General features: G+C 61.8%; 17 protein-coding genes. 7 read left to right on the top strand and 10 right to left on the bottom strand.

Annotation, left to right across the window (positions count from 1 at the left end):
* Window positions 1-22: 22 nt before the first annotated feature.
* Window positions 23-1,975 carry an acetate--CoA ligase gene (gene acs / locus MUU54_RS13555; protein WP_247244551.1) on the top strand — a complete coding sequence of 651 codons (1,953 nt, stop codon included), beginning with the start codon at window positions 23-25 and terminating at the stop codon, window positions 1,973-1,975.
* 49 nt (window positions 1,976-2,024) lie between these two features.
* On the opposite strand, the gene MUU54_RS13560 is transcribed toward acs, so the two are convergent.
* Together MUU54_RS13560 and MUU54_RS13565 are read right to left on the bottom strand one after the other, a co-directional pair.
* Entirely contained in the window at window positions 2,025-2,507 is a 483-nt protein-coding gene (locus MUU54_RS13560) for a thermonuclease family protein (protein ID WP_247244552.1), read from the bottom strand.
* Between the two features lie 15 nt (window positions 2,508-2,522).
* A complete protein-coding gene (locus tag MUU54_RS13565) occupies window positions 2,523-2,741 on the bottom strand; it encodes a DUF1674 domain-containing protein (RefSeq protein WP_247244660.1) in 219 nt (72 codons plus the stop codon).
* Window positions 2,742-2,836: 95 nt separating this feature from the next.
* Between MUU54_RS13565 and htpX the strand changes: the two genes are divergently transcribed.
* From htpX to purH, 4 genes are all read left to right on the top strand, one after another.
* On the top strand, window positions 2,837-3,796 hold the full coding sequence (gene htpX, locus MUU54_RS13570; RefSeq protein WP_247244661.1) for a zinc metalloprotease HtpX: 960 nt from the start codon (window positions 2,837-2,839) through the stop codon (window positions 3,794-3,796).
* A complete protein-coding gene (locus MUU54_RS13575; protein ID WP_247244662.1) occupies window positions 3,787-5,193 on the top strand; it encodes an RsmB/NOP family class I SAM-dependent RNA methyltransferase in 1,407 nt (468 codons plus the stop codon). The genes htpX and MUU54_RS13575 overlap by 10 nt, the downstream gene beginning before the upstream one ends.
* A 100-nt stretch (window positions 5,194-5,293) precedes the next feature.
* Window positions 5,294-6,973 (top strand): heparinase II/III family protein, encoded by a 1,680-nt coding sequence (locus tag MUU54_RS13580; protein WP_247244663.1) that lies wholly within the window; start codon window positions 5,294-5,296, stop codon window positions 6,971-6,973.
* Window positions 6,974-7,045: 72 nt separating this feature from the next.
* A complete protein-coding gene (gene purH / locus MUU54_RS13585; RefSeq protein ID WP_247244553.1) occupies window positions 7,046-8,662 on the top strand; it encodes a bifunctional phosphoribosylaminoimidazolecarboxamide formyltransferase/IMP cyclohydrolase in 1,617 nt (538 codons plus the stop codon).
* On the opposite strand, the gene MUU54_RS13590 is transcribed toward purH, so the two are convergent.
* Entirely contained in the window at window positions 8,659-10,056 is a 1,398-nt protein-coding gene (locus MUU54_RS13590) for an MFS transporter (RefSeq protein ID WP_247244554.1), read from the bottom strand. The genes purH and MUU54_RS13590 overlap by 4 nt on opposite strands.
* Window positions 10,057-10,075: 19 nt before the next feature.
* The gene (locus MUU54_RS13595) at window positions 10,076-14,860 is read right to left on the bottom strand and encodes an NAD-glutamate dehydrogenase (protein WP_446676982.1); all 4,785 of its coding nucleotides are present in this window, start codon (window positions 14,858-14,860) and stop codon (window positions 10,076-10,078) included.
* Between the two features lie 170 nt (window positions 14,861-15,030).
* On the opposite strand from MUU54_RS13595, the gene pdxY reads away from it, so the two are divergent.
* Together pdxY and MUU54_RS13605 are read left to right on the top strand one after the other, a co-directional pair.
* Complete coding sequence (pdxY, locus tag MUU54_RS13600; protein WP_247244556.1) at window positions 15,031-15,900, top strand: pyridoxal kinase PdxY; 870 nt, start codon at window positions 15,031-15,033, stop codon at window positions 15,898-15,900.
* A gap of 47 nt (window positions 15,901-15,947) precedes the next feature.
* On the top strand, window positions 15,948-16,625 hold the full coding sequence (locus tag MUU54_RS13605; protein WP_247244557.1) for a carbonic anhydrase: 678 nt from the start codon (window positions 15,948-15,950) through the stop codon (window positions 16,623-16,625).
* Window positions 16,626-16,637: 12 nt separating this feature from the next.
* Here MUU54_RS13605 and MUU54_RS13610 read toward each other — a convergent pair whose 3' ends face one another.
* The 6 genes from MUU54_RS13610 to leuD form a co-directional block, all read right to left on the bottom strand.
* Window positions 16,638-17,450: a lytic murein transglycosylase gene (locus MUU54_RS13610; protein ID WP_376742093.1), complete on the bottom strand. Its 813-nt coding sequence runs from the start codon at window positions 17,448-17,450 to the stop codon at window positions 16,638-16,640.
* A 162-nt stretch (window positions 17,451-17,612) separates the two neighbouring features.
* Window positions 17,613-18,647: an aspartate-semialdehyde dehydrogenase gene (locus tag MUU54_RS13615; RefSeq protein WP_247244558.1), complete on the bottom strand. Its 1,035-nt coding sequence runs from the start codon at window positions 18,645-18,647 to the stop codon at window positions 17,613-17,615.
* Window positions 18,648-18,760: 113 nt separating this feature from the next.
* Window positions 18,761-18,949, bottom strand: a complete 189-nt coding sequence (locus tag MUU54_RS13620; RefSeq protein ID WP_247244559.1) for a hypothetical protein — start codon at window positions 18,947-18,949, stop codon at window positions 18,761-18,763.
* A 72-nt stretch (window positions 18,950-19,021) separates the two neighbouring features.
* Window positions 19,022-20,134 (bottom strand): 3-isopropylmalate dehydrogenase, encoded by a 1,113-nt coding sequence (leuB, locus tag MUU54_RS13625; protein ID WP_247244560.1) that lies wholly within the window; start codon window positions 20,132-20,134, stop codon window positions 19,022-19,024.
* Window positions 20,135-20,233: 99 nt separating this feature from the next.
* Window positions 20,234-20,623 carry a RidA family protein gene (locus MUU54_RS13630; protein WP_247244561.1) on the bottom strand — a complete coding sequence of 130 codons (390 nt, stop codon included), beginning with the start codon at window positions 20,621-20,623 and terminating at the stop codon, window positions 20,234-20,236.
* A gap of 15 nt (window positions 20,624-20,638) precedes the next feature.
* Window positions 20,639-21,244 carry a 3-isopropylmalate dehydratase small subunit gene (leuD, locus tag MUU54_RS13635; RefSeq protein WP_247244562.1) on the bottom strand — a complete coding sequence of 202 codons (606 nt, stop codon included), beginning with the start codon at window positions 21,242-21,244 and terminating at the stop codon, window positions 20,639-20,641.
* Between the last annotated feature and the right edge of the window lie 34 nt (window positions 21,245-21,278).

Consider the following 21,278-nt stretch of genomic DNA (forward strand, 5'->3'; position numbering starts at 1 on the left):
GCGACGCAATGGGGAGGAGACCATGTCCGAAAAGGTGTATCCCGTATCACGCGCTACCAAGGCCATGGCGCTGATCGATAAGGACAAATACCAGAAGTGGTACGAGGAGAGCGTCGAGGATCCGGACAAGTTCTGGGGCAAGCACGGCAAGCGGATCGACTGGTTCAAGCCTTACACGAAGGTCAAGAACACCTCCTTCAAGGGCAAGGTCTCGATCAAGTGGTTCGAGGACGGACTCACCAACGTTTCCTACAACTGCATCGATCGCCATCTGAAAACCCATGGCGAGCACACCGCGCTAATCTGGGAAGGCGACAACCCCTATATCGACAAGAAGATCACCTATAACCAGCTCTATGACCAGGTCTGCCGGCTGGCCAACGTGCTGAAGAAGCACGGGGTCAAGAAGGGCGACCGCGTCACGATCTACATGCCGATGATCCCCGAGGCCGCTTACGCAATGCTCGCCTGCGCCCGTATCGGCGCGGTGCATTCGGTCGTCTTCGGAGGCTTCTCGCCGGAAGCCTTGGCAGGCCGTATCGTCGACTGCCAGTCCTGTTTCGTCATCACCTGTGACGAAGGCGTGCGCGGCGGCAAGCCGGTGCCGCTCAAGGAGAACACCGACAAGGCGATCCACATCGCCGCGCGCCAGTATGCGACCGTCAATAATGTGCTGGTCGTGCGGCGCACCGGCGGCAAGGTGAACTGGGCGCCTGGCCGCGACCTCTGGTATCACCAGGAGATTGCCAGCGTTAAGGGCCATTGCGAACCGGTGAAGATGAAGGCGGAGGATCCGCTGTTCATTCTCTACACCTCGGGGTCCACGGGCAAACCGAAGGGCGTGCTGCACACGACGGGTGGCTACCTCGTCTACGCAGCGATGACCCATGAATATGTTTTCGACTATCACGATGGGGACGTCTACTGGTGTACCGCCGATGTCGGCTGGGTGACCGGACACTCCTATATCGTCTATGGCCCGCTGGCGAACTGTGCAACGTCGCTGATGTTCGAAGGCGTGCCGAACTTCCCGGACCAGGGGCGTTTCTGGGAGGTGATCGACAAGCACAAGGTCAACATCTTCTACACAGCACCGACAGCGATCCGCTCGCTGATGGGGGCTGGCGACGAATTCGTGAAGCGCTCGTCGCGCTCCAGCTTGCGGCTGCTCGGCACCGTTGGTGAGCCGATCAATCCGGAAGCCTGGGAATGGTATTACAAGGTGGTGGGCGACAGCCGCTGCCCGGTGATCGACACTTGGTGGCAGACGGAGACCGGCGGCCACATGATCACACCGCTGCCAGGAGCAACCGACCTGAAGCCGGGTTCGGCAACCGTGCCCTTCTTCGGGGTCAAGCCGCAGCTGGTCGACAATGATGGGAACGTGCTGGAAGGGCCGGCCGACGGCAACCTCTGCATCACCGACAGCTGGCCAGGGCAGATGCGGACGGTCTATGGCGACCACGAGCGCTTCATCCAGACCTATTTCTCCACCTACAAGGGCAAATACTTCACCGGCGACGGCTGCCGACGCGACGAAGACGGCTATTACTGGATCACCGGTCGCGTGGATGACGTGCTCAATGTTTCGGGTCACCGGCTCGGCACGGCGGAAGTCGAATCGGCGCTCGTCTCGCACGACCTGGTCTCCGAAGCCGCCGTCGTCGGCTACCCGCACAACGTCAAGGGACAGGGCATCTACTGCTACGTGACGCTGATGTCTGGAAACGAGGGCGACGACGCGCTTCGCCAGGAGCTGATCAAGCACGTCCGAAGCGAGATCGGCCCGATCGCGACGCCCGACAAGATCCAGTTCGCGCCGGGCCTGCCGAAGACCCGCTCAGGTAAGATCATGCGACGCATCCTGCGCAAGATTGCCGAAGACGATTTTGGGGCGCTGGGTGACATCTCGACGCTCGCCGATCCAGGCGTCGTCGACGACTTGATCGAGAACCGGCAGAACAAGGCTGGTTGACCGACCTCTGGGGCCGCTTTCGAAAGTTAGCGGCCTCAATCTCTTCAAGCTATTTGCAGTCCTGCTTAGCCTTCCGTCCGCCGTCATAGCTCACGGCCAATCCCGCCAGCAGAAGATGCTCGGCCGGCTGCTTTCCGCCGGCTAGCGTGACATCGGCCACGACGCGGTCGAAATACTTGTCTCCGCTGATCCGGCTGAGCTCCACGGTGGATGATGAAGCTGCCAGCAGCTCAAGCGCCTGACGCGCCGCCTCCGCCGCCTCCGCCTGGCGTTCGCTTGCGCAGGAAGATCGTATCTCAGGCGTATCGATGCCGCGGATGCGGACATAGACCTCCACCTTCTGCTGCGGCCATGGCCGCGCCTCCACGAGTAGCGTGTCGCCGTCTATGACACGAAGGATCTTCGCCTCCACAGGTCCTGCGATCTCGTCACGCGCGACGGCCTGCGCAGCGGCGGTGGTACTCAGGAACAGGGCAAGGATGACCGTGATACGCAGACAAAGGAATAAATTCCTTTGTCTGCGCCGAGTCAATAGGATTATCAGCCTCTAGAAGTCGATGGCCCGGCCATTGATCTCCCAGTCACCGAAGCGGGCGGGGTCGGCGCCGCCGCGGCCGCCGATCTCGGTCGGCATCTCTTGCTGCTTCTCGGCCTGGCGACGCTGATCGGCTTCCTCGAGAGCGCGTTTGGCGGCCGGCGAGAGCGTCCTATTTGCGGCAGTGTCGTCCTGGGCGATGTCAGTGTTGTCGTTGTCGGGGTTCTGCATCATTCACTCCGCCGTGCGAATATTGAAAAGGAATGGGCGGTAAACCACATCATAAGGCGTTCAACCCCGGCAATAAAGCCGTTTGGAGACCGATGATGAACACAGTTCGTACCGCCATGCTTCTTGCTTTCATGACGGCCCTGTTCATGGGTGTCGGCTTCCTGATCGGCGGCCGAGCCGGCGTGATGATCGCCTTCCTCTTCGCCGCTGGCATGAACCTCTTTTCCTACTGGAATTCCGACAAGATGGTGTTGTCCGCCTATCGCGCCAAGCCGGTGGACGAGGGCAATGCCCCGGAGCTCTACCAGATGATGCGCCAGCTTTCCGCCAATGCCGGGCTGCCGATGCCGAAGGTCTATGTCTATGACAACCCGCAGCCCAATGCGTTTGCCACGGGCCGCAACCCGCAGAACGCGGCCGTAGCAGCCTCCACCGGACTTCTCCAGCGCCTAACGCCGGAGGAAGTGGCGGGCGTCATGGCGCACGAGCTTGCCCATATCCAGAACCGCGACACGCTGACGATGACGATCACGGCGACGCTCGCCGGGGCGATCTCCATGCTCGGCAACTTTGCCTTCTTTTTCGGCGGCAATCGCGATAACAACAATCCGCTCGGCTTTGTTGGGGTGCTTGTCGCGATGATCGTTGCGCCGCTGGCCGCCATGCTCGTGCAGATGGCGATAAGCCGGACGCGTGAATATTCCGCCGACCGGCGCGGTGCGGAAATCTGTGGCAATCCGATGTGGCTTGCTTCCGCCCTCGGCAAGATCGCCGGTGCCGCCAAGGTGATCCATAACGACGATGCCGAGCGCAATCCGGCGACGGCCCACATGTTCATCATCAATCCCCTGTCCGGCGAACGGATGGACAACCTGTTCTCGACCCATCCGAATACGGAGAACCGCATTGCCGCCTTGCAGCAGATGGCGGGCGAGTTCGGCGGTGGGTCGACGCCGGGCTTCCGTGCTGCTAGAGCCACGCGCACCGCGCGCTCCGTTCCAGATACCGGCTGGGGCCGCGGCACATCCGAGCCGCGCAAGGGACCCTGGTCTTGAACCAAGAGAAAAAGAACAAGAAGCCGTTCAAGCATACCGCATCCGCCAAGCCACCCAAGGGCCCTGCCCTGCTCAATCATGAGGACAAAGCCGGGCTCGAGGTTCGCGCCACTGCGGCCAAGCTCTTGGCGGCGGTGGTTGACAAGAAGATCTCGCTGGACGGTATCCTGGATCCGGTTCACGGCAATCCGGCTTACAAGCAGCTGAACGACCAGGATCGTGCGCTCACTCGCGCGATTCTGCTCAGTGTGTTGCGACACCTGCCGCGGGTCGAGGCTGCTCTCGCATCGCTCCTGGAATCGCCGCTGCCGCAGGGCGCGCGCCCGCTTCACCATGTTCTCTGCGTGGCCGCGGGGCAGATCCTCTATCTCGACATTCCGTCGCATGCGGCCGTCGACCTGGCGGTCGAGCAGGCAAACCGCGATCCGCGAAACCGGCGGTTTGCCAAGCTGGTCAACGCCGTGCTGCGCCGGCTGGTAAGGGAAAAGGAGGCGGTTCTTCAGCAAATCGCTCAGGTTTCTCCGGTCCCAGACTGGTACATGGAGCGTCTGTCGGCCGGCTACGGCGCGGATAGTGCACGAGGTATCGCAGAAGCGCAGCTCGCCCCGCCACCGATCGACCTGACGACAAAAGGCGACCCAGAGCCTTGGGCCGAGGCGCTGGGGGCACGGCGTCTGCCGACGGGCAGCCTTCGCCTGCCCTCTTTCGAGGGATCTGTCGCGTCCCTGCCTGGTTTCGACGAGGGTGCATGGTGGGTCCAGGACGTCGCGGCCAGCATCCCGGCAAAGCTGTTCGGCGATATCAAGGACAAGCGGATTGCCGATCTTTGCGCTGCACCCGGCGGCAAGACGGCACAGCTGATTGCGGCGGGCGCCGAGGTAATCGCCGTCGAGCAGTCCGCAAACCGCATGGCGCGCCTACGGGAAAATCTCGAACGGCTCGGCTTGAAGGCGGACCTTGTGCAGGGAGATCTCTTCGACTTTTCTCCCAACACGGCACTCGATGGCGTACTGCTCGATGCGCCCTGTTCGTCCACCGGCACGACAAGGCGACATCCGGATGTCCTCTGGACCAAGGGGCCGGAGGACATCGCCAAGCTTGCAGCGCTGCAGGCCAAGATGCTGCGGCATGCGGCGACGCTGGTGAAATCCGGGGGGCTGATCGTTTTCTCCAACTGTTCGCTCGATCCGCTGGAGGGCGAGGATCTGGTGGCAGATCTTCTGCGGGAGGATCCAACCCTTGAACGGGTGCCGGTCGATGTGGCGCTCTGGCCTGGGCTCGAACAGGCCATCACGGCGCGGGGCGAATTCCGGACGACGCCAGCCATGCTGTTGCCGAGCGAAGGATTCTCCGGCGGCATGGACGGCTTCTTTGCCTGCGTGCTCCGGCGCCGCTAAGAATTTCTTTACCCTGACAACCGATTGTATTCGAATTGGCTAAAGGGTGAGCCCGCTCGTGGGGCGGTTGTTCGATCCCGCGGAGTGTCCCATATTGGCAATGCAGCTCGCGGATCGCCGAAGACTGATGTCGTTCGGCTTGCGGGAGGTCTGCCGCCGCTTCTACCGGCGGACGGCCGGCCTTCGGCTTTCGCTGACTCCGTTCTCCTCCCACGTGCCTGATCGGCTTCTGGTTGCCCCGTCTGACCTGCGGGCGGTTGATCCGTTCGTTGCCGAAGAAATCAGCTTCGGCCGCTTCCCGCTTGCCGGCACCTCCCTGGATACGGAAGGCCTGTCGCCGTTCGCTGTAGAGCACCCCTCGAAAGCCTTTTCCGAGCGGTTGAATTCCTTCGCCTGGCTCCGTCATATCCGGGCGCAGCGCACGGAGCCCGCCTGTGCCCGTTGCCGCTCTATCGTTGCGAGCTGGATCGCGCTGCATGGACGCCATCCCCGCGGAATCGCGTGGGAGCCGAATGTCGTTGCCGAGCGGGTGATCGCGTGGCTCTCCCACTCCACCGTGGTGCTGCAGGGTGCGGAAGGCGGCTTCTACAGGCGCTTCATGAAAAGCCTGAGTTACCAGGTGCGTTATCTTCGAGGGATTGCACGCGGGCTGCCGGAGGACGAGACGCGGTTGCGGATCCGTATCGCCCTTGCCATGGCCTCGGTCTCCATGCCTACCCGCAACGCCTTCATCAAGCGCGAGGGAAGGCGACTGGATCGCGAATTGGAGCGGCAGATCCTGGCCGACGGAGCGCATGTGTCGCGAAATCCGCGTGCCATCCTCGAGCTCTTGCTGGACCTTCTGCCGCTTCGACAGACCTACATCAATTTGGGGCATGACGTGCCGTCGAAGCTCATCCCGACGATCGACCGGATGTATCCCGCCCTGCGCTTCTTCCGCCATCAGGACGGGGATCTGGCGCTCTTCAACGGCGCGACGTCGACGCCGGCTAGCGAACTGATGTCGGTGCTGCGGTATGACGAGACCGGCGGAAAGCCGTTCAAATCGCTCCCCCATGCGCACTACCATCGGCTTTCCGCCAACGGCACGACGATCATCGTCGATACCGGGGTTCCGCTGAAAGCCGAGCTTTCGCAGCGCGCCCATGCCGGCTGCCTATCCTTCGAGATGTCGTCCGGCCGCAATCGCTTCATCGTCAACAGCGGGGCGCCGAAGTTTGCCGGCCGTGAATTCCGTCGCGTGGCGCGGTCCACGGCGGCACATTCGACCGTTACGGTTGCCGAGACATCCTCCAGCCGGATGATCCGCTCGTATTTCTGCCGCGCCAGCATCCTCGCCGGCGCCAGGGTCACTGATCTCGAGCGGTCGAACGACCAGCACGGCAACGACTGGCTGCGGTTGGCGCATGACGGTTACCTGAACGGCTTCGGCTATGTCCACGAACGCGAAATCGGCCTCAGCAGCAGCGGCAACAAGATCAAGGGTCATGATAAGCTCTCGTCCCCCGACGGAGCGCGCACGCAGGATGGCACAGAGGCGGTGGCGCGGTTTCACGTCCACCCTTCGATCACCCTCTCGAGGCAAGACGAGGAAACGGTGCTGATGGTTGCGCCTGATGGTGAAGCCTGGGCCTTTAGCGCGCCAGGACTGAAGCCTTCGATCGAGGAGGACATCTTCTTTGCCGACGCTTCCGGCTTCCGATCCAGCCAGCAGATCGTCATTGCCTTCTCACCTCCGGAGCTTGCGGAAATACGCTGGATGCTGAAGCGGATGGAATAGGCGTTCCTTCCTTAAGGAAGCTGTGCTAACGCGGCGCCAACGCCCCTGCCGCACAGTCCCGAGGAGCATCCGATGGCCGTCGTTTCCAAGAAGATCCCCGCCCCCGACCAGATCAAGATCCGTACCGCGCTGCTTTCCGTTTCCGACAAGACCGGTATCGTCGAACTGGCACAGGCCCTCTCGGCGCAGGGCGTCCGGCTTCTGTCGACCGGGGGAACGCACAAGGCGATCGCTGCCGCAGGTCTCGACGTCACGGACGTCTCGGAGGTTACTGGCTTCCCCGAGATCATGGATGGCCGCGTCAAGACGCTGCATCCGAACGTCCATGGCGGTCTGCTGGCCATTCGCGATGATGCCGACCACGTGGAGGCAATGAAGACGCATGGCATCGAGGGGATCGATCTTGCCGTCATCAATCTCTACCCCTTCGAGGAAGTGCGCTCCGCCGGTGGCGATTATCCCACTACGGTGGAAAACATCGACATCGGCGGTCCGGCAATGATCCGTGCGTCGGCCAAGAACCACGCCTATGTGACGGTGGTTGTCGATCCTGCGGATTACCCGGCGCTGATCGAAGCCCTTAGAGCGAATGACGGGCAGACGGCCTATGCCTTCAGACAGAAACTCGCCGCCAAGGCCTACGCACGCACGGCGGCTTACGACGCCGCGATTTCAAACTGGTTCGCCGAGGCGCTCGATATCGAGATCCCGCGATACCGCACGATTGGCGGCATCCTCAAGGAAGAGATGCGCTACGGCGAAAACCCGCATCAGAGCGCCGGCTTCTACGTCACCGGCGAGAACCGGCCGGGCGTCGCAACAGCAAAGCTCCTGCAGGGCAAGCAGCTTTCCTACAACAACATCAACGACACGGACGGAGCGTTCGAACTGATCGGCGAGTTCTCGGCGGACCAAGGCCCTGCCTGCGCCATCATCAAGCACGCCAACCCTTGCGGCGTAGCGACCGGGCCAACGCTGAAGGAGGCGTATCTGCGGGCGCTCGCCTGTGACTCCACCTCGGCCTTCGGCGGCATCATTGCGCTCAATCAGATTCTCGATGCGGAGACGGCGGAAGAGATCGTCAAGCTCTTCACCGAAGTGATCATCGCGCCGCAGGTCTCGGAAGAGGCGAAGGCCGTAATCGCCAAGAAGCCGAACCTGCGCCTGCTCGAAACTGGTGGGCTGCCTGACCCGCGCTCGCGCGGCATCACAGCCAAGACGGTTGCCGGCGGGCTTCTGGTGCAGACACGCGACAACGGCATGGTCGAGGATATTGATCTGCGGGTGGTCACGGCGCGCGCGCCGACGGATCGCGAACTTGAAGACATGAAATTTGCCTACAAGGTGGCCAAGCACGTCAAGTCGAACGCAATCGTCTATGCCAAGGATGGCCAGACCGCCGGTATCGGTGCCGGACAGATGAGCCGGATCGATTCTGCCCGCATTGCTGCCATCAAGGCGGAGGAGGCGGCCAAGGCGATGCGCTGGTCCGAGCCGATGACCAAAGGTTCGGCCGTCGCGTCCGAAGCCTTTTTCCCCTTCGCCGACGGGCTTCTCTCAGCCATTGCTGCAGGTGCCACCGCAGTCATTCAGCCGGGTGGCTCCATGCGCGACCAAGAGGTGATAGACGCCGCGAACGAACATGGCGTGGCCATGGTATTTACGGGCATGCGGCACTTCCGCCACTAGGTCCTGGCTGGCGGAGGGTTGGCTGGGTAGGGCGTTCGCAGCAGAAGCAGGAAGCCGCTCAGCAGGAAGATGATGAGCGTCGCCATGCCGAAGCGGGCAGAGCCGCTGGCGTACGTCATGAGCGAAAACAGCAGTGTCGCCATGAAGCTCGTCGCCCGGCCGGACATGGCATAGATCCCGAAGTACCGGCCGGCGTCAGCAAGGCTGACGCTGCGCGCGAGGTACGAGCGTGACGAGGCCTGGACAGGACCGAAGGCGATGCCGATCAGCACGCCGAACAGGACATAGGCCTTTTCGGCAGCCGTTCCGAACAGGCCGCCACCGTCTTCCAGCCCAAGCGGCAGGAGACCGAAGAAGACGAAGCCGGGGCCCGTGGAGATGATCCCTACTGTTGCCGTCAGGAGCAGGATCAGGCTGATCAGCACGACGGTCTTCGACCCCAGCCTCACGTCGAGGCGGCCGGCGACAAAGCACCCGAAGATGGCGACGACGTTGAGCAGAATGCCGTAGACGCCGATCTCGATCGTCGCCCAGCCGAACATGCCGGCCGCAAAGGCGCCACCCAGGATCAGTAGGCCGTTGACGCCATCCTGATAGAGCATGCGCGCAATCAGGAATTTCAAGATTCCCCGGCGCTGTCTGAGGTCGCCAAGGGTTCCGCGAAGCTCGGTCAGACCGGAACGCACTGCCTTCGCCATCGGCAGGCCCTTGGCCGCATCCGGCGTGAAGAAGAACATCGGCAGGATGAACAGGAAGTACCATCCGGCGGCAATGGGGCCGGCGATGCGGGCGTCTTCACCGCGCGCCGGGTTAAGGCCGAAGAGAGGTTCTATGCCGAGCAGGGTAAGGCCGGTTTCCGGGCTGCCGGCCAGAAGCGTCACCACCAGGATCAACACCAGCATACCGCCGAGATAGCCCAGGCCCCAGGCAGTGTTCGAGACCTTGCCGACTTCATCGGGGCCAATTAGGCGCGGCATCATCGAATCGTTGAAGACGATGGAGAACTCCGCGGCGATCGAAGCAAAGATCATCAGTAGGAGCGGCCAGATCATCGGCGATCCAGGAGCGGCCAGCCAGAGCAGAGACAGGCAGACGATCTTCACGGCGGCAAAGCTGGCGATCCAGGGTTTACGAGGGCCGGACTGATCGGCGATCGAACCAAGCACCGGTGACAAAAGCGCAATGATGATCGACGAGATCGTCGCCATATTGCCCCAGGCTGCCTGAGCGGAAACCGGGTCTTCGGTCAGGCGGGCGACGAAGTAGGGACCAAAGACGAAGGTCACCACGACGGTGAAGAAGGGCTGCGCCGCCCAGTCAAACAGCATCCAACCCCAGATGCCACGCCGCGAGGCGACCACCGGCGAGGCATCTGGTGTGGTCGAAATCGTCAACGGCGCATCCCCCTGCGGATCATGGCGCAGATGTCTGAGGCACCGGCGCCGCCAGATCCTCGAGAAGGCCCGCGGCAACGGAAAGCTTCGCGAGGTTGAAGTCGGTAGAGTCGCTGAGGACGAGGAGTTCGTTGACGAGGCGATTCACATGCTGGCGCTTGGCTCCGTACCACGCTTCCAAGGGCTTCTTTTCCCTGGCGTGCGAAGTGAGTGCCGAGCAAACAATGTCGCGGCGTGCGGAGGAGATCTGAGCGAGATTGCGATCGAGAGCAACGCTCTCGTAATGGTCCGCCGGACTGATCGCTTCGCCGAGCGCAAGTAGGCGGTCGATGCGGAAGGTGTCGGTCGCTGCAAAATAGGTCTGCGCGACATGGCCGAGGTCGCAGCCCGTGCGCTCGGCAATCATCAGCAGTTCCGGCACGAGGACCAGTGTCGGCAGGCGGCTCACCTCTGCCGCGAGATCGGCGGGGACGCCTGTCGCTTGAAGCTCCATGGAACGCTCGCGGACGTCCGAGCCGAGGCCGAGGGATGCGATCGCGCTTCTGAGCTTCTTGCTCCCCGCTTTCAGCGCCTTGGTGCTGATCTCGATCGATGCAGCACCGGTATGGGTTCTCAACACTAGGCGCGTGGCGTCGGCGAAGATGTCGCCGATCCTGGCATAGAGGTCGTTCTGTGTTCGGCCGGAGATCTTGCCATCGAGGCCGTCGGTCATCGACCAGAGATGCGGCAGCTCGAAGCCATCGCGGGCGATATAGGCTGCTTTCACGACGTCCGCCGGTGATGCTCCGGTCGCGTCAATCATCGCCTGGACAAAGCCGGGCCCTCCCCGATTGATCACTTCGTTCGCCAGCACGGTGGCGACGATCTCACGGTGCAGCGGGTGTCCCTCGATATCCGCTGCGAAAGACTTCTGCATCTTGGCGGGGAAGTAGTTCTTCAGGACGTCGGCAAAATAAGGGTCGTCCGGCAGGCTACTGTCCAAGATCTCGTCGAACAGCGTGATCTTTGCATAGGAGAGCAGTACGCCGATCTCTGGACGGGTCAATGGCTTGCCCGCCTGGTAGCGCTCCGCAAGCTCGACGTCGTTCGGTAAAGTCTCGACCGTCCGGTTCAAGTGGCCTTGAGCTTCCAGCACCGACATGACCCGCGACAATTCCTCCCGATTTGCGACTCCTTCCCGCTCCGTCAGTGAAATCGCCAGCGTCTGGAGATAGTTGTTGCGGAGAACGAGGGCGGCAACTTCGTCGGTCATCGATGAAAGAAGCTGGTTTCGCTTCTCGCGAGTGAGGCGGCCGGAGCGCATTGCTGAACTGAAGGCGATCTTGATGTTCACCTCGACGTCGGACGAATTGACGCCGGCCGAATTGTCGATGGCATCCGAGTTGAGACGCCCGCCCGTCAGCGCATAGGCGATGCGTCCCTTCTGTGTGACACCCAGATTGGCACCCTCGCCAATGACCTTGGCACGAACGTCCTTGGCGAGGACCCGGATCGGGTCGTTCGCCCGGTCGCCGACCTCCGCGTCGGTCTCGGATGCGGACTTGATATAGGTCCCGATGCCACCGAACCAGAGGAGGTCAACCGGGCTCTTCAGGATTGCCGTCATGATTTCGAACGGCGTTGCCACGTCCTTGTCGATATCGATCGCGGCCCTCGCCTGCGGCGTCAGTTTTACCGATTTCTTCGTGCGTGAGATGATCATCCCGCCGTCAGACAGGCAGCTGCGGTCATAGTCCTGCCAGCTGGAGCGCGGCATGCCGAAGAGCCTCTCGCGTTCGGCAAACGAATGGGCCGTCTCGGGATCCGGGTCGATGAAGATGTCGCGATGGTCGAAGGCTGCCAGGAGGCGGATGTGCGGCGACAGCAGCATTCCGTTGCCGAAGACGTCGCCGGACATGTCGCCGACGCCCGCAACGGTGAACGGCGTTGTCTGGATGTCGATGTCCATCTCGCGGAAGTGCCGCTTGACGGCTTCCCAAGCACCGCGGGCAGTGATGCCCATCTTCTTGTGATCGTAGCCGGCGGAGCCGCCTGAGGCGAAGGCGTCGTCGAGCCAGAAATCCGCCTCCTGTGCCAGGGCGTTGGCGGTGTCCGAGAAGGTGGCGGTACCTTTGTCGGCCGCGACGACGAAGTATGGATCGTCGCCGTCGACGCGAAGCGTGTTCTCCGGGCCGACGACTTCGCCGTCCACGATATTGTCTGTGATCGAGAGCAGGGTACGGATGAAGGTCTTGTAGGCTTCCCTGCCCGCGGTGAAAATCTCCTCACGTGAGCCGCCTTCCGGCAAGGCTTTCGGCACGAAGCCGCCCTTGGCGCCAACTGGCACAATCACCGCGTTCTTGACCTGCTGGGCCTTTACCAGGCCAAGCACTTCGGTGCGGTAGTCTTCCGCACGGTCCGACCAGCGAAGACCGCCTCGCGCCACCTTGCCGAAGCGCAGGTGGACGCCCTCCACCTCGGTGCCGTAGACGAAGATTTCCCGGAAGGGGCGCGGCTGGGGCAGGCCCTCGAGGAGCTTCGGATCGAACTTGAACGCGAGGTTGGCCCGTGGCAGGCCGTCTTCGGTTCGTTGGAAATAGTTGGTGCGAAGCGTGGCATCCACGGCATTGATGTAGCGGCGGAAGATCCGGTCGTCGTCGAGGCTCGGGACGCCGGCCAGTGCTTTCTCCAACTCTTCGTGCCGGCCGGAAATCTTCTTTGCCCGTGCCTTGTCTCCCAGCAACGGATTGAAGCTCTCCTGGAACAGCTGGAAGATCGCGCGCGATATGGCTGGATACCTGGCGAGGGTGTCGGAGATCAGCGCCTGTGAATAAACGATGCCGGCCTGCCTGAGATAGCGGGCATAGGCGCGCAGCACCGTCGTTTCACGCGTGGTAAGGCCCGAGAGAAGGACGAGCCTGTTGAAAGAGTCGTTGTCGGCAAGGCCATTGAAGGCGGCGAGGAAAGCTTCTTCCAGCCGCGCAGCATCGCTCTCGAGCGTGAATGGCGACTGGTGCCGCAACTGGAGCTCCATGTCGTGCAGCACGACGGAATTCAGATCCTCGCCTTCAATCTCGATATCGAAGGTCTGTTCGCTGACGACCCGGAAACCGAGGTTTTCCAGCAAAGGCACGCGGTGCGACAGCGAGAGGTGTTCTGGCTGATGGAAGATCTTCAGGCGCAGGGTGTCCGCCGCGTCTTCCGGCCTTGTATAGAAAGCGATCCGGATGGATTCGCCATTTGCGCAGGCGGTGATATTTTGCAAGTCTGCATAGGCCTCCTCCGGTGCGAAGGCTTCCTGGAAGGCCTTGTTGACGGAGAGCTTGATCTGCTCGTCCGCTAGAGCCGCGAAACTCTGCTCCCACGGCGTGGAGATGGCGCGGATCGCTTCCTCAAGTTTCGCCTGGGGAATGCGCGGCGTTCGGCCGCCGCGACGACCGATGATGATATGAACCCGCGCGACACCGCCCTCGGGAAATGCCGGGTAATAGGCGGAGAGGTGGCCCTCATAAACGTGTGCCAGGTAATCGCTCACCTTCTCGCGCACCTGCGAATTGTAATCCTCGCGCGGCACATAGACGATGACGGAGACGAAGCGGTCGAAGTGATCGATGCGAGGCAGCGCACGCACGCGCGGACGCTCGCTGAGCTCCATGATCTGCTCGCAGAAGCGCGCCAGCGTCGGGACGTCGATCTGGAAGAGGTCGTCGCGGGGGTATGATTCCAGCGTGTTGGCGAGCATGCGGCCCGAATGACTGTTCGGGTCGAAGTCGAACTGCTCCTCCACCCGCTGTGTCTTCGCCCGCAGCAGCGGAATGTCGGTGACGGAGTGGGTATAGGCAGTGGCGGTGAAGAGGCCTACGATGCGCAGCTCCCCGGTCACCTTCCCGTCAGCGTCCAAGCGCTTGATGCCGACATAATCCATATAGGCGCGGCGGTGGACCACGGACTTCACGTTAGCCTTCGTAACGATGAGGAAATCCGGGCCGTCCAGGAACTCCAGAATCTCGGGAGTCGTGGTCACTGCGTCCTTACCCTGGCGCAGGACCAGAACGTCCGGATCCGACAGGATGCCGAGACCCCTGCCCTTGCTACGCTCGACCGTGGCGTCCGCTCCCTTGCCGGAATAAACGTATTCGCGCATGCCGAGGAAGGTGAAGTTGTCGTCTCGCAGCCAATCGAGGAAGGCGAGCGCTTCGTCGCGGTCGCTCTTCCTTCTGCTGGCGGAGTAGGTCCGAAGCTGGTCGGCCGCGCCTTGGAGGAGATCCAGCATCGGGCGCCAATCGGTGATCGCAAGATGCACCTGGTCAAGCACATAGTGGACGCGCGCTACTAGATTATCGGCTTCGCTCGCCGAAAGCGGAGGTAGGTGGATCTGGATCAGGCTGACGTGATGGGACGGATCACCCGGATGATCACCGGTGCGCAGGACGGGCTCCTGCCCCGGCTCGAGGAGCAGGATCGGGTGGACAGCCAAGGTCAGGTCGCGGTGGTTGGCCGTAACCTCCCCCATGACGGAATCGAAGAGGAACGGCATGTTGCGGTCGACCACCGTCAGGACATGCACCGCAACGCCTTCTGGCTCCACGCCTTCCACCGGCTCTAGGGTCACGGAGGAGCGAATGCGCGTCCACTCGTCCAGGCATCTTCTGGCATGGGTTGCGGCAGACGCCAGCATTTCCGGCGTGTAGTTCTCCAGGTCATCGCTGCTTGCTCGGCCAAACAGCACCGAGGGATCGAGGAAAGGTTTCAAGCTCTGGGCCGCAACCTTACGCGCGTTTTCGATCTGCTTGTCTCGCTTGGGGTTCTGCCTGGCCATGTCCATCTCCGTGCTTCGGCGACAACATGATGTCGCCGGGATCGATACGTCAACTGTCGCGTCATCATGCAAATGCCTGGCACCGGAACCCGTTGCTTCGGCTATCCATGTGGAGCAGGGTTATTGACAAGCGACCGTGAAAAAACCATCAAGCGGGCCGAAACGGAAACGCAGACATGGACACTCCCGGCGCCGTCATCGTCATCTCCAGTCACGTCGTTCGTGGCTCCGTTGGCAATCGCGCCGCTGTCTTCGCACTGGAGACACTTGGCTTTCCGGTCTGGGCGCTGCCGACGGTCGTTCTTCCCTGGCATCCAGGGCACGGTCCCTCTACCCGCCTCACCTTCGCCGCCGAGGGATTCGACAAAGTTATCGACGACCTGATCCGGGCCCGCTGGGGCGCAGAAGTGAAGGCGATACTGACCGGCTATTTCGGCAACGAGAGGCAGCCGAAGGCGGTGGCCAGGCTGGTGCGGGCGCTCAAGGAGCGCAATCCTGATCTTCTTTACGTCTGCGATCCGGTGATGGGTGATCTGGGCGGGCTCTACATTCCCCCGGTGACCGCGGAAGCGATCCGGGACGAATTGATACCCCTCGCCAATATCGCGACACCAAACCGCTACGAGCTTGCCTGGCTCGCCGGGGGTGAACTGGAAAGCAACACCGCGATCATGGAAGCCGCACTTGCGCTTGGGCCGTCGCGGATGCTGGTGACCTCCGCCGTGCCGATGATGGCAGGGGGGACCGGCAACCTCTATCTCAGCGGGACGCACGCGCTGCTTGCAGAGCACAGGCTGATCGACAACCCGCCAAACGGCCTGGGCGACCTTTTTTCGGCGCTCTTCCTGGCGCGATTGATGACCGGCGCTGACGAGGAGCGGGCACTTCAGCTTGCCACCGCCAGCGTCTATGAAATCCTTGCCCGCACGGCAAAGCGCGGAAGCGACGAACTTACGCTCGAGACGGATGCGAGCAGCCTGACGACCCCGATGGCGATGGTGCATATGCGCCGCCTCATCCATCCGCTACAGCGTGTGCGACGATAGCCCGCCCCGCCTTTCAAGGGTGCTATAACGAAGGACAGAATTAGACCATGCGACAGTTTCCAGAGCGCCTCCTGAACGGGTACAACAACTTCATGAGCGGCCGCTATGCGGATGAGCGTGACCGTTACCGAACGCTGGCAGAGGCAGGGCAAAGCCCGCACACGCTGGTCGTCGCCTGTTGTGATTCCCGTGCTGCGCCGGAAACCATCTTTGACTGCGGTCCGGGAGAGCTCTTTGTCGTGCGGAACGTGGCAAACATGGTTCCGCCATACGAGCCGGACAACCAGTACCATGCGACGTCGGCTGCAATCGAGTTTGCGGTCCAGGCGCTGAAGATTGCCAATATCGTAATCATGGGCCACGGACGTTGCGGTGGCATCAAGGCTGCTCTCGATCCGAACATGGAGCCATTGTCACCGGGAGACTTCATCGGCAAGTGGATGAGCCTTGTTCGTCCCGCCGCCGACCAGATCCAGAGCAATGACCTGATGACGCAAGGCGAGCGTCAGACGGCGCTGGAGAGGGTCTCGATCCGCAACTCGATCAGCAACCTGCGGACCTTTCCCTACGTCAAAGCACTGGAAGAGCAGGGGAAACTGCAGCTTCACGGCGCTTGGTTCGACATCTCGACGGGCGAACTCTGGGTGATGGACGCCATGACCGGCGACTTCATGCGTCCGTCCGATCTTGCCACTGCGGCGGCAGATTCCGAACCTGCCGCCTGACGCAGAAAGGCCTCATCCGCCGTCGATTTCGGCGCCAATATGCGCGATCGCCTGCTGGTAGACTGTGGCCGCGTTCCAGCCCTGGATCGCAACATAATTGGGTTCGCCCGGCTGGTATCCGGCGCCCGGCTGCCAGCCGTGACCCACGAGGAAGTTGGCGGTCGATGCGAGAGCATCCGCACGCGAACCCACCAGATCCACGTGGCCATCGCCATCGCCATCGACGCCATAGCGAACGACATTCGCGGGCAGGAACTGCGTCTGGCCGATCTCTCCATGGGCGGCACCGCGTGCTGCGGGACTGAGGTCGCCGCGTTGGACAAGGGTCAGAGCTGCGTGCAGCTGTTCTTTGAAATAGTCCGAGCGGCGGCAGTCATAGGCCAACGTCGCGACGGCGGACAGCGTGTGCTGATTGCCGAGGAAGCTGCCGAAGCCGGTTTCCATTCCCCAGATTGCGAGCAGCGGCCCGGCCGGGACGCCATACTGGCGCTCGATCGCCGCAAATAGCTGAGGATTGTTGTTCTTCATCTTCTTGCCGCGGGCGATGATCGTCGGGCCGCCGCGCTTCTCCATGAACTGGTCGAAAGACAACTTGAAGCTCTTCTGCCCGCGGTCGGCGCGGATCGTGTCGCGATTATAGGAAACGTTGGCGAAGGCCTGCTCCACCACCTGCGGGTGGATGCCGCTCGCCACAGCCTGAGGTTTGAAGGCCTCCACCCAGTTTGTAAATCCGGAGCTGTCGTTGCCGCATTGAGCGGCCGCAACCGGCGCGGTCATGGAGATAATGACTGCAACGAATGTGGTTGCACGCAAGGTGTTCAGCATAAATCGATCCGCTTCTAAGGGCTATCTGCCCCGTTTCTGGTTGAATGAAGCTTTATGGGACTCGCAATGAGCGCTTCAACTCATCAATACTGAATTATTCGTGATTTTGCCGGAGGGGCTGGTCGGCGCAACCGTGGCGCCGACCTTCGCTGCAAGAAGGGGTCAGGCGGCAAGCTTGCGTGGCTTGATGAGCCCACGGTTGATGAGAAGCTCGGCGATCTGAACGGCGTTCAGAGCAGCCCCCTTGCGAAGATTGTCCGAGACGACCCACATGTTGAGGCCATTCTCCACGGTTGCATCCTCGCGAATGCGCGAGATGTAGGTGGCGTCTTCGCCGGCGCATTCGACCGGGGTGACGTAGCCGCCATCTTCGTGCTTGTCGATGACGAGGCATCCCGGCGCGTCGCGGAGAATGTCGCGCGCCTGGTCGGCGCTGATCTCGTTTTCGAACTCGATATTGACGGACTCTGAGTGACCGATGAAGACGGGAACCCGGACTGCGGTGCAGGTTACCTTGATCTTCGGGTCGAGCATCTTCTTCGTTTCGGCCAGCACCTTCCACTCTTCCTTGGTGTAGCCATCTTCCATGAAGCTATCGATATGGGGGATGACGTTGAAGGCGATGCGCTTGGTGAACTTCTTCGATTCAACCGGATCGGCGACGAAGACCGCACGTGTCTGGGTGAAGAGCTCGTCCATGCCGTCCTTGCCGGCGCCGGAAACGGACTGATAGGTCGACACGACGACGCGCTTGATCTTTGCCACGTCGTGGAGCGGCTTCAGCGCGACGACGAGCTGCGCAGTCGAGCAGTTGGGGTTGGCGATGATGTTCTTCTTGCGGAAGCCCTCGACCGCATCCGCATTGACCTCCGGAACGATCAGCGGAACTTCGGCATCATACCGCCAGGCAGAGGAGTTATCGATGACGACGCAGCCCTGTGCGCCGATTTTCGGCGACCACTTCTGCGAAATTGTCCCGCCGGCCGACATGAGGCAGATGTCGGTGTCGGAGAAGTCGTAATTCTCAAGGTTCTGGACCTTCAGAACCTTGTCGCCGAAGGACACTTCGGTGCCTTGCGAGCGGGCCGAGGCCAGCGCCACGACCTCGTCAGCCGGGAAGCCGCGCTCCGACAGGATATTGAGCATCTCGCGCCCGACATTGCCGGTCGCACCGACAACTGCAATCTTAAAACCCATGATCTTTGCTCTCTTTTCTGTCTCTCCTCGATCGGTGAGGGGGAAGCCCGCGGACAGACCGCAGTTTTCCTTGTCCCCGGCCTAACCGGGGAGAGAGCGGTGGGCCAGAGACGTCAGACGGTTTTCGTCTTCGTTTTGGCCGTGGTTTTGTTGGAGGCGGCAAAGCATTGGCTTAGCCCGGCAAGACCTGCCGGCTGGAAATCAGCAGCGATGTTGAACTCGCGGCGGTTCATAGGATGCTTTCCCGTTTGTCCGTGGTGTTTAGAAGATTCTGATTTGGAGTCAAGGCCGGTGCTTTGCATCACCGGCCTCCGGCGAAAATCTGCCGTGTCTTAGCTGCATGCAAGGCTTTTGCCTCACCGCAGGGTGGGATCTCATTGCGCCGAGAGCGAGGCGAACTCCTCCAGGATCGCATCACCCATTTCGACCGTCCCCACCTGTCGGCAGCCATCGGCCATGATGTCGCCGGTGCGGATGCCCTTGTCGAGCACGTTTGCGATGGCCTTTTCCAGGCGGTCGGCTTCCGCGACCATGTTAAAGGAATAGCGCAGGCACATGGCGAAGGAGGCGATCATCGCAATTGGATTGGCGACGCCCTTCCCGGCGATGTCCGGTGCTGAACCGTGAACCGGCTCATAGAGCGCCTTACGCTTGCCGGTCTTGCCGTCCGGCGCCCCAAGCGAGGCTGACGGCAGCATGCCGAGCGAGCCGGTCAACATAGCCGCGACGTCGGAAAGCATGTCCCCGAAGAGGTTATCCGTCACGATGACATCGAACTGCTTGGGTGCGCGGACAAGCTGCATACCACCGGCGTCGGCCAGCATGTGCTCGAGCTGCACGTCGGAGAAGGAGCGCTTGTGGGTTTCCGTCACCACCTGGTTCCAGAGGACTCCTGACTTCATCACGTTGCGCTTTTCCATCGAGCAGACGCGGTTCTTGCGGGTGCGGGCGAGCTCGAAGGCGACGCTGGCGATCCGCTCGATCTCGTAGGTGTCATAGACCTGGGTGTCGACGCCGCGCTTCTGGCCGTTGCCGAGGTCGATGATCTCCTTCGGCTCGCCGAAATAGACACCGCCGGTCAGTTCGCGAACGATCAGGATGTCGAGGCCCTCTACCAGTTCCGGCTTGAGCGAGGAGGCGTCGGCGAGTGCCGGATAGCAGATGGCCGGGCGAAGGTTGGCGAAGAGCTCGAGGTCCTTGCGCAGACGCAGCAGGCCTGCTTCCGGACGCACTTCATAAGGAACGGCATCCCACTTCGGCCCGCCGACGGCGCCGAAAAGGACAGCGTCTGCGGCCATGGCCTTTGACATGTCGCTCTCCGAGATTGCCTGGCCGTGCGCGTCATAGGCGCTGCCGCCGACGAGGCCTTCGCCGGTAATGAAGCCGCCATCCTGCTTTTCATTCATATAGGCGATGATCTTGCGAACCTCGGCCATGGCCTCGGGGCCGATGCCGTCGCCGGGAAGCAGGAAGAGAGACTTGGTCATTTTAGTATTCCTCTCGGTGACAGGCTCACCCTCCGCACGATCGCGTGCCGTCATGACCTCCTCCGAGCCTGCCGAAAGGAGAAGGCCAATTAAGAACTTTTAGGATGAACCGGCGCCGATGCGAGCGGTGACTTCGATTTCCACCTTCATCTCGGGCGCGGTCAGGCCGCAGACGATCATCGTGGCGGCGGGCCGGATTCCAGAGAATGTCTCACCCAAGACGCCCACGATGGCATCATAGTCAGCCATGTCGGTGATGTAGTAGTGGACGCGAAGCACGTCCTTCAGGCTGCTGCCGGCCTCTCGCAAGGCATTGACGATGGTGGCCAGGGCATTGCGGGTCTGGTCTGCCACGTCCTCTGGCATTTCCATCCTAGCATAGTCATAGCCGGTGGTCCCGGAGACATAGACCATCTCGCGATCGACCACTGCACGCGAATACCCGATGCGCGTTTCAAATGGGGAGCCGGAGGAGATGCGCTGGACCATCGATAGCGCGCCCGCTCAGAGCCAGGGCCGTTCAGAGCTGATCTTCTGTTCGAAGCTGCCGATCACGGCCTCGCTCTTCAGCGTGCTGGCAATGTCGTCGAGCCCCTCCAGCAGGATGTGGCGGCGCGCGGGGTCGATATCGAACTTGATGGAGCCGCCATCCGGACCAGTAATCTCCTGGGCCTCCAGGTCGACCGTCAGCACGGCGTTGGAGCCGCGCGAGGCATCATCCATCAGCTTGTCGAGATCGTCTTGGGCGACCACGATCGGCAGGATGCCGTTCTTGAAACAGTTGTTGTAGAAGATATCGGCGAAGCTTGTGGAGATCACGCAGCGGATGCCGAAGTCCACAAGTGCCCAGGGAGCATGCTCGCGGGACGAACCGCAGCCGAAGTTGTCGCCGGCGACAAGGATCTTGGCATTGCGATAGGCAGGCTTGTTCAGCACGAAATCCGGGTTTTCAGACCCATCTTCCTGGTAGCGGGCTTCGGCAAAAAGCCCCTTGCCTAGGCCGGTCCGCTTGATCGTCTTGAGGTAGTCCTTGGGGATGATCATGTCCGTGTCGACGTTGACGACCGGAAGCGGCGCTGCAACGCCGGTGAGCTTGGTGAATTTTTCCATGATCTGCCTCCGCTGGAGTTGTGCGGAAGCACTT

This window comes from Pseudorhizobium tarimense (assembly GCF_022968135.1).
GTDB classification, from domain to species: Bacteria; Pseudomonadota; Alphaproteobacteria; order Rhizobiales; family Rhizobiaceae; genus Neorhizobium; species Neorhizobium tarimense.

Bases quoted from the DNA above. Each gene is read 5' to 3' on its own strand.
- acs (WP_247244551.1), top strand. From the start codon at position 23: ATGTCCGAAAAGGTGTATCCCGTATCACGCGCTACCAAGGCCATGGCG.
- MUU54_RS13565 (WP_247244660.1), bottom strand. From the start codon at position 2,741: ATGCAGAACCCCGACAACGACAACACTGACATCGCCCAGGACGACACT.
- htpX (WP_247244661.1), top strand. From the start codon at position 2,837: ATGAACACAGTTCGTACCGCCATGCTTCTTGCTTTCATGACGGCCCTG.
- MUU54_RS13580 (WP_247244663.1), top strand. From the start codon at position 5,294: ATGCAGCTCGCGGATCGCCGAAGACTGATGTCGTTCGGCTTGCGGGAG.
- purH (WP_247244553.1), top strand. From the start codon at position 7,046: ATGGCCGTCGTTTCCAAGAAGATCCCCGCCCCCGACCAGATCAAGATC.
- MUU54_RS13595 (WP_446676982.1), bottom strand. From the start codon at position 14,860: ATGGACATGGCCAGGCAGAACCCCAAGCGAGACAAGCAGATCGAAAAC.
- pdxY (WP_247244556.1), top strand. From the start codon at position 15,031: ATGGACACTCCCGGCGCCGTCATCGTCATCTCCAGTCACGTCGTTCGT.
- MUU54_RS13605 (WP_247244557.1), top strand. From the start codon at position 15,948: ATGCGACAGTTTCCAGAGCGCCTCCTGAACGGGTACAACAACTTCATG.
- MUU54_RS13610 (WP_376742093.1), bottom strand. From the start codon at position 17,450: ATGCTGAACACCTTGCGTGCAACCACATTCGTTGCAGTCATTATCTCC.
- MUU54_RS13615 (WP_247244558.1), bottom strand. From the start codon at position 18,647: ATGGGTTTTAAGATTGCAGTTGTCGGTGCGACCGGCAATGTCGGGCGC.
- MUU54_RS13620 (WP_247244559.1), bottom strand. From the start codon at position 18,949: ATGCAAAGCACCGGCCTTGACTCCAAATCAGAATCTTCTAAACACCAC.
- leuB (WP_247244560.1), bottom strand. From the start codon at position 20,134: ATGACCAAGTCTCTCTTCCTGCTTCCCGGCGACGGCATCGGCCCCGAG.
- MUU54_RS13630 (WP_247244561.1), bottom strand. From the start codon at position 20,623: ATGGTCCAGCGCATCTCCTCCGGCTCCCCATTTGAAACGCGCATCGGG.
- leuD (WP_247244562.1), bottom strand. From the start codon at position 21,244: ATGGAAAAATTCACCAAGCTCACCGGCGTTGCAGCGCCGCTTCCGGTC.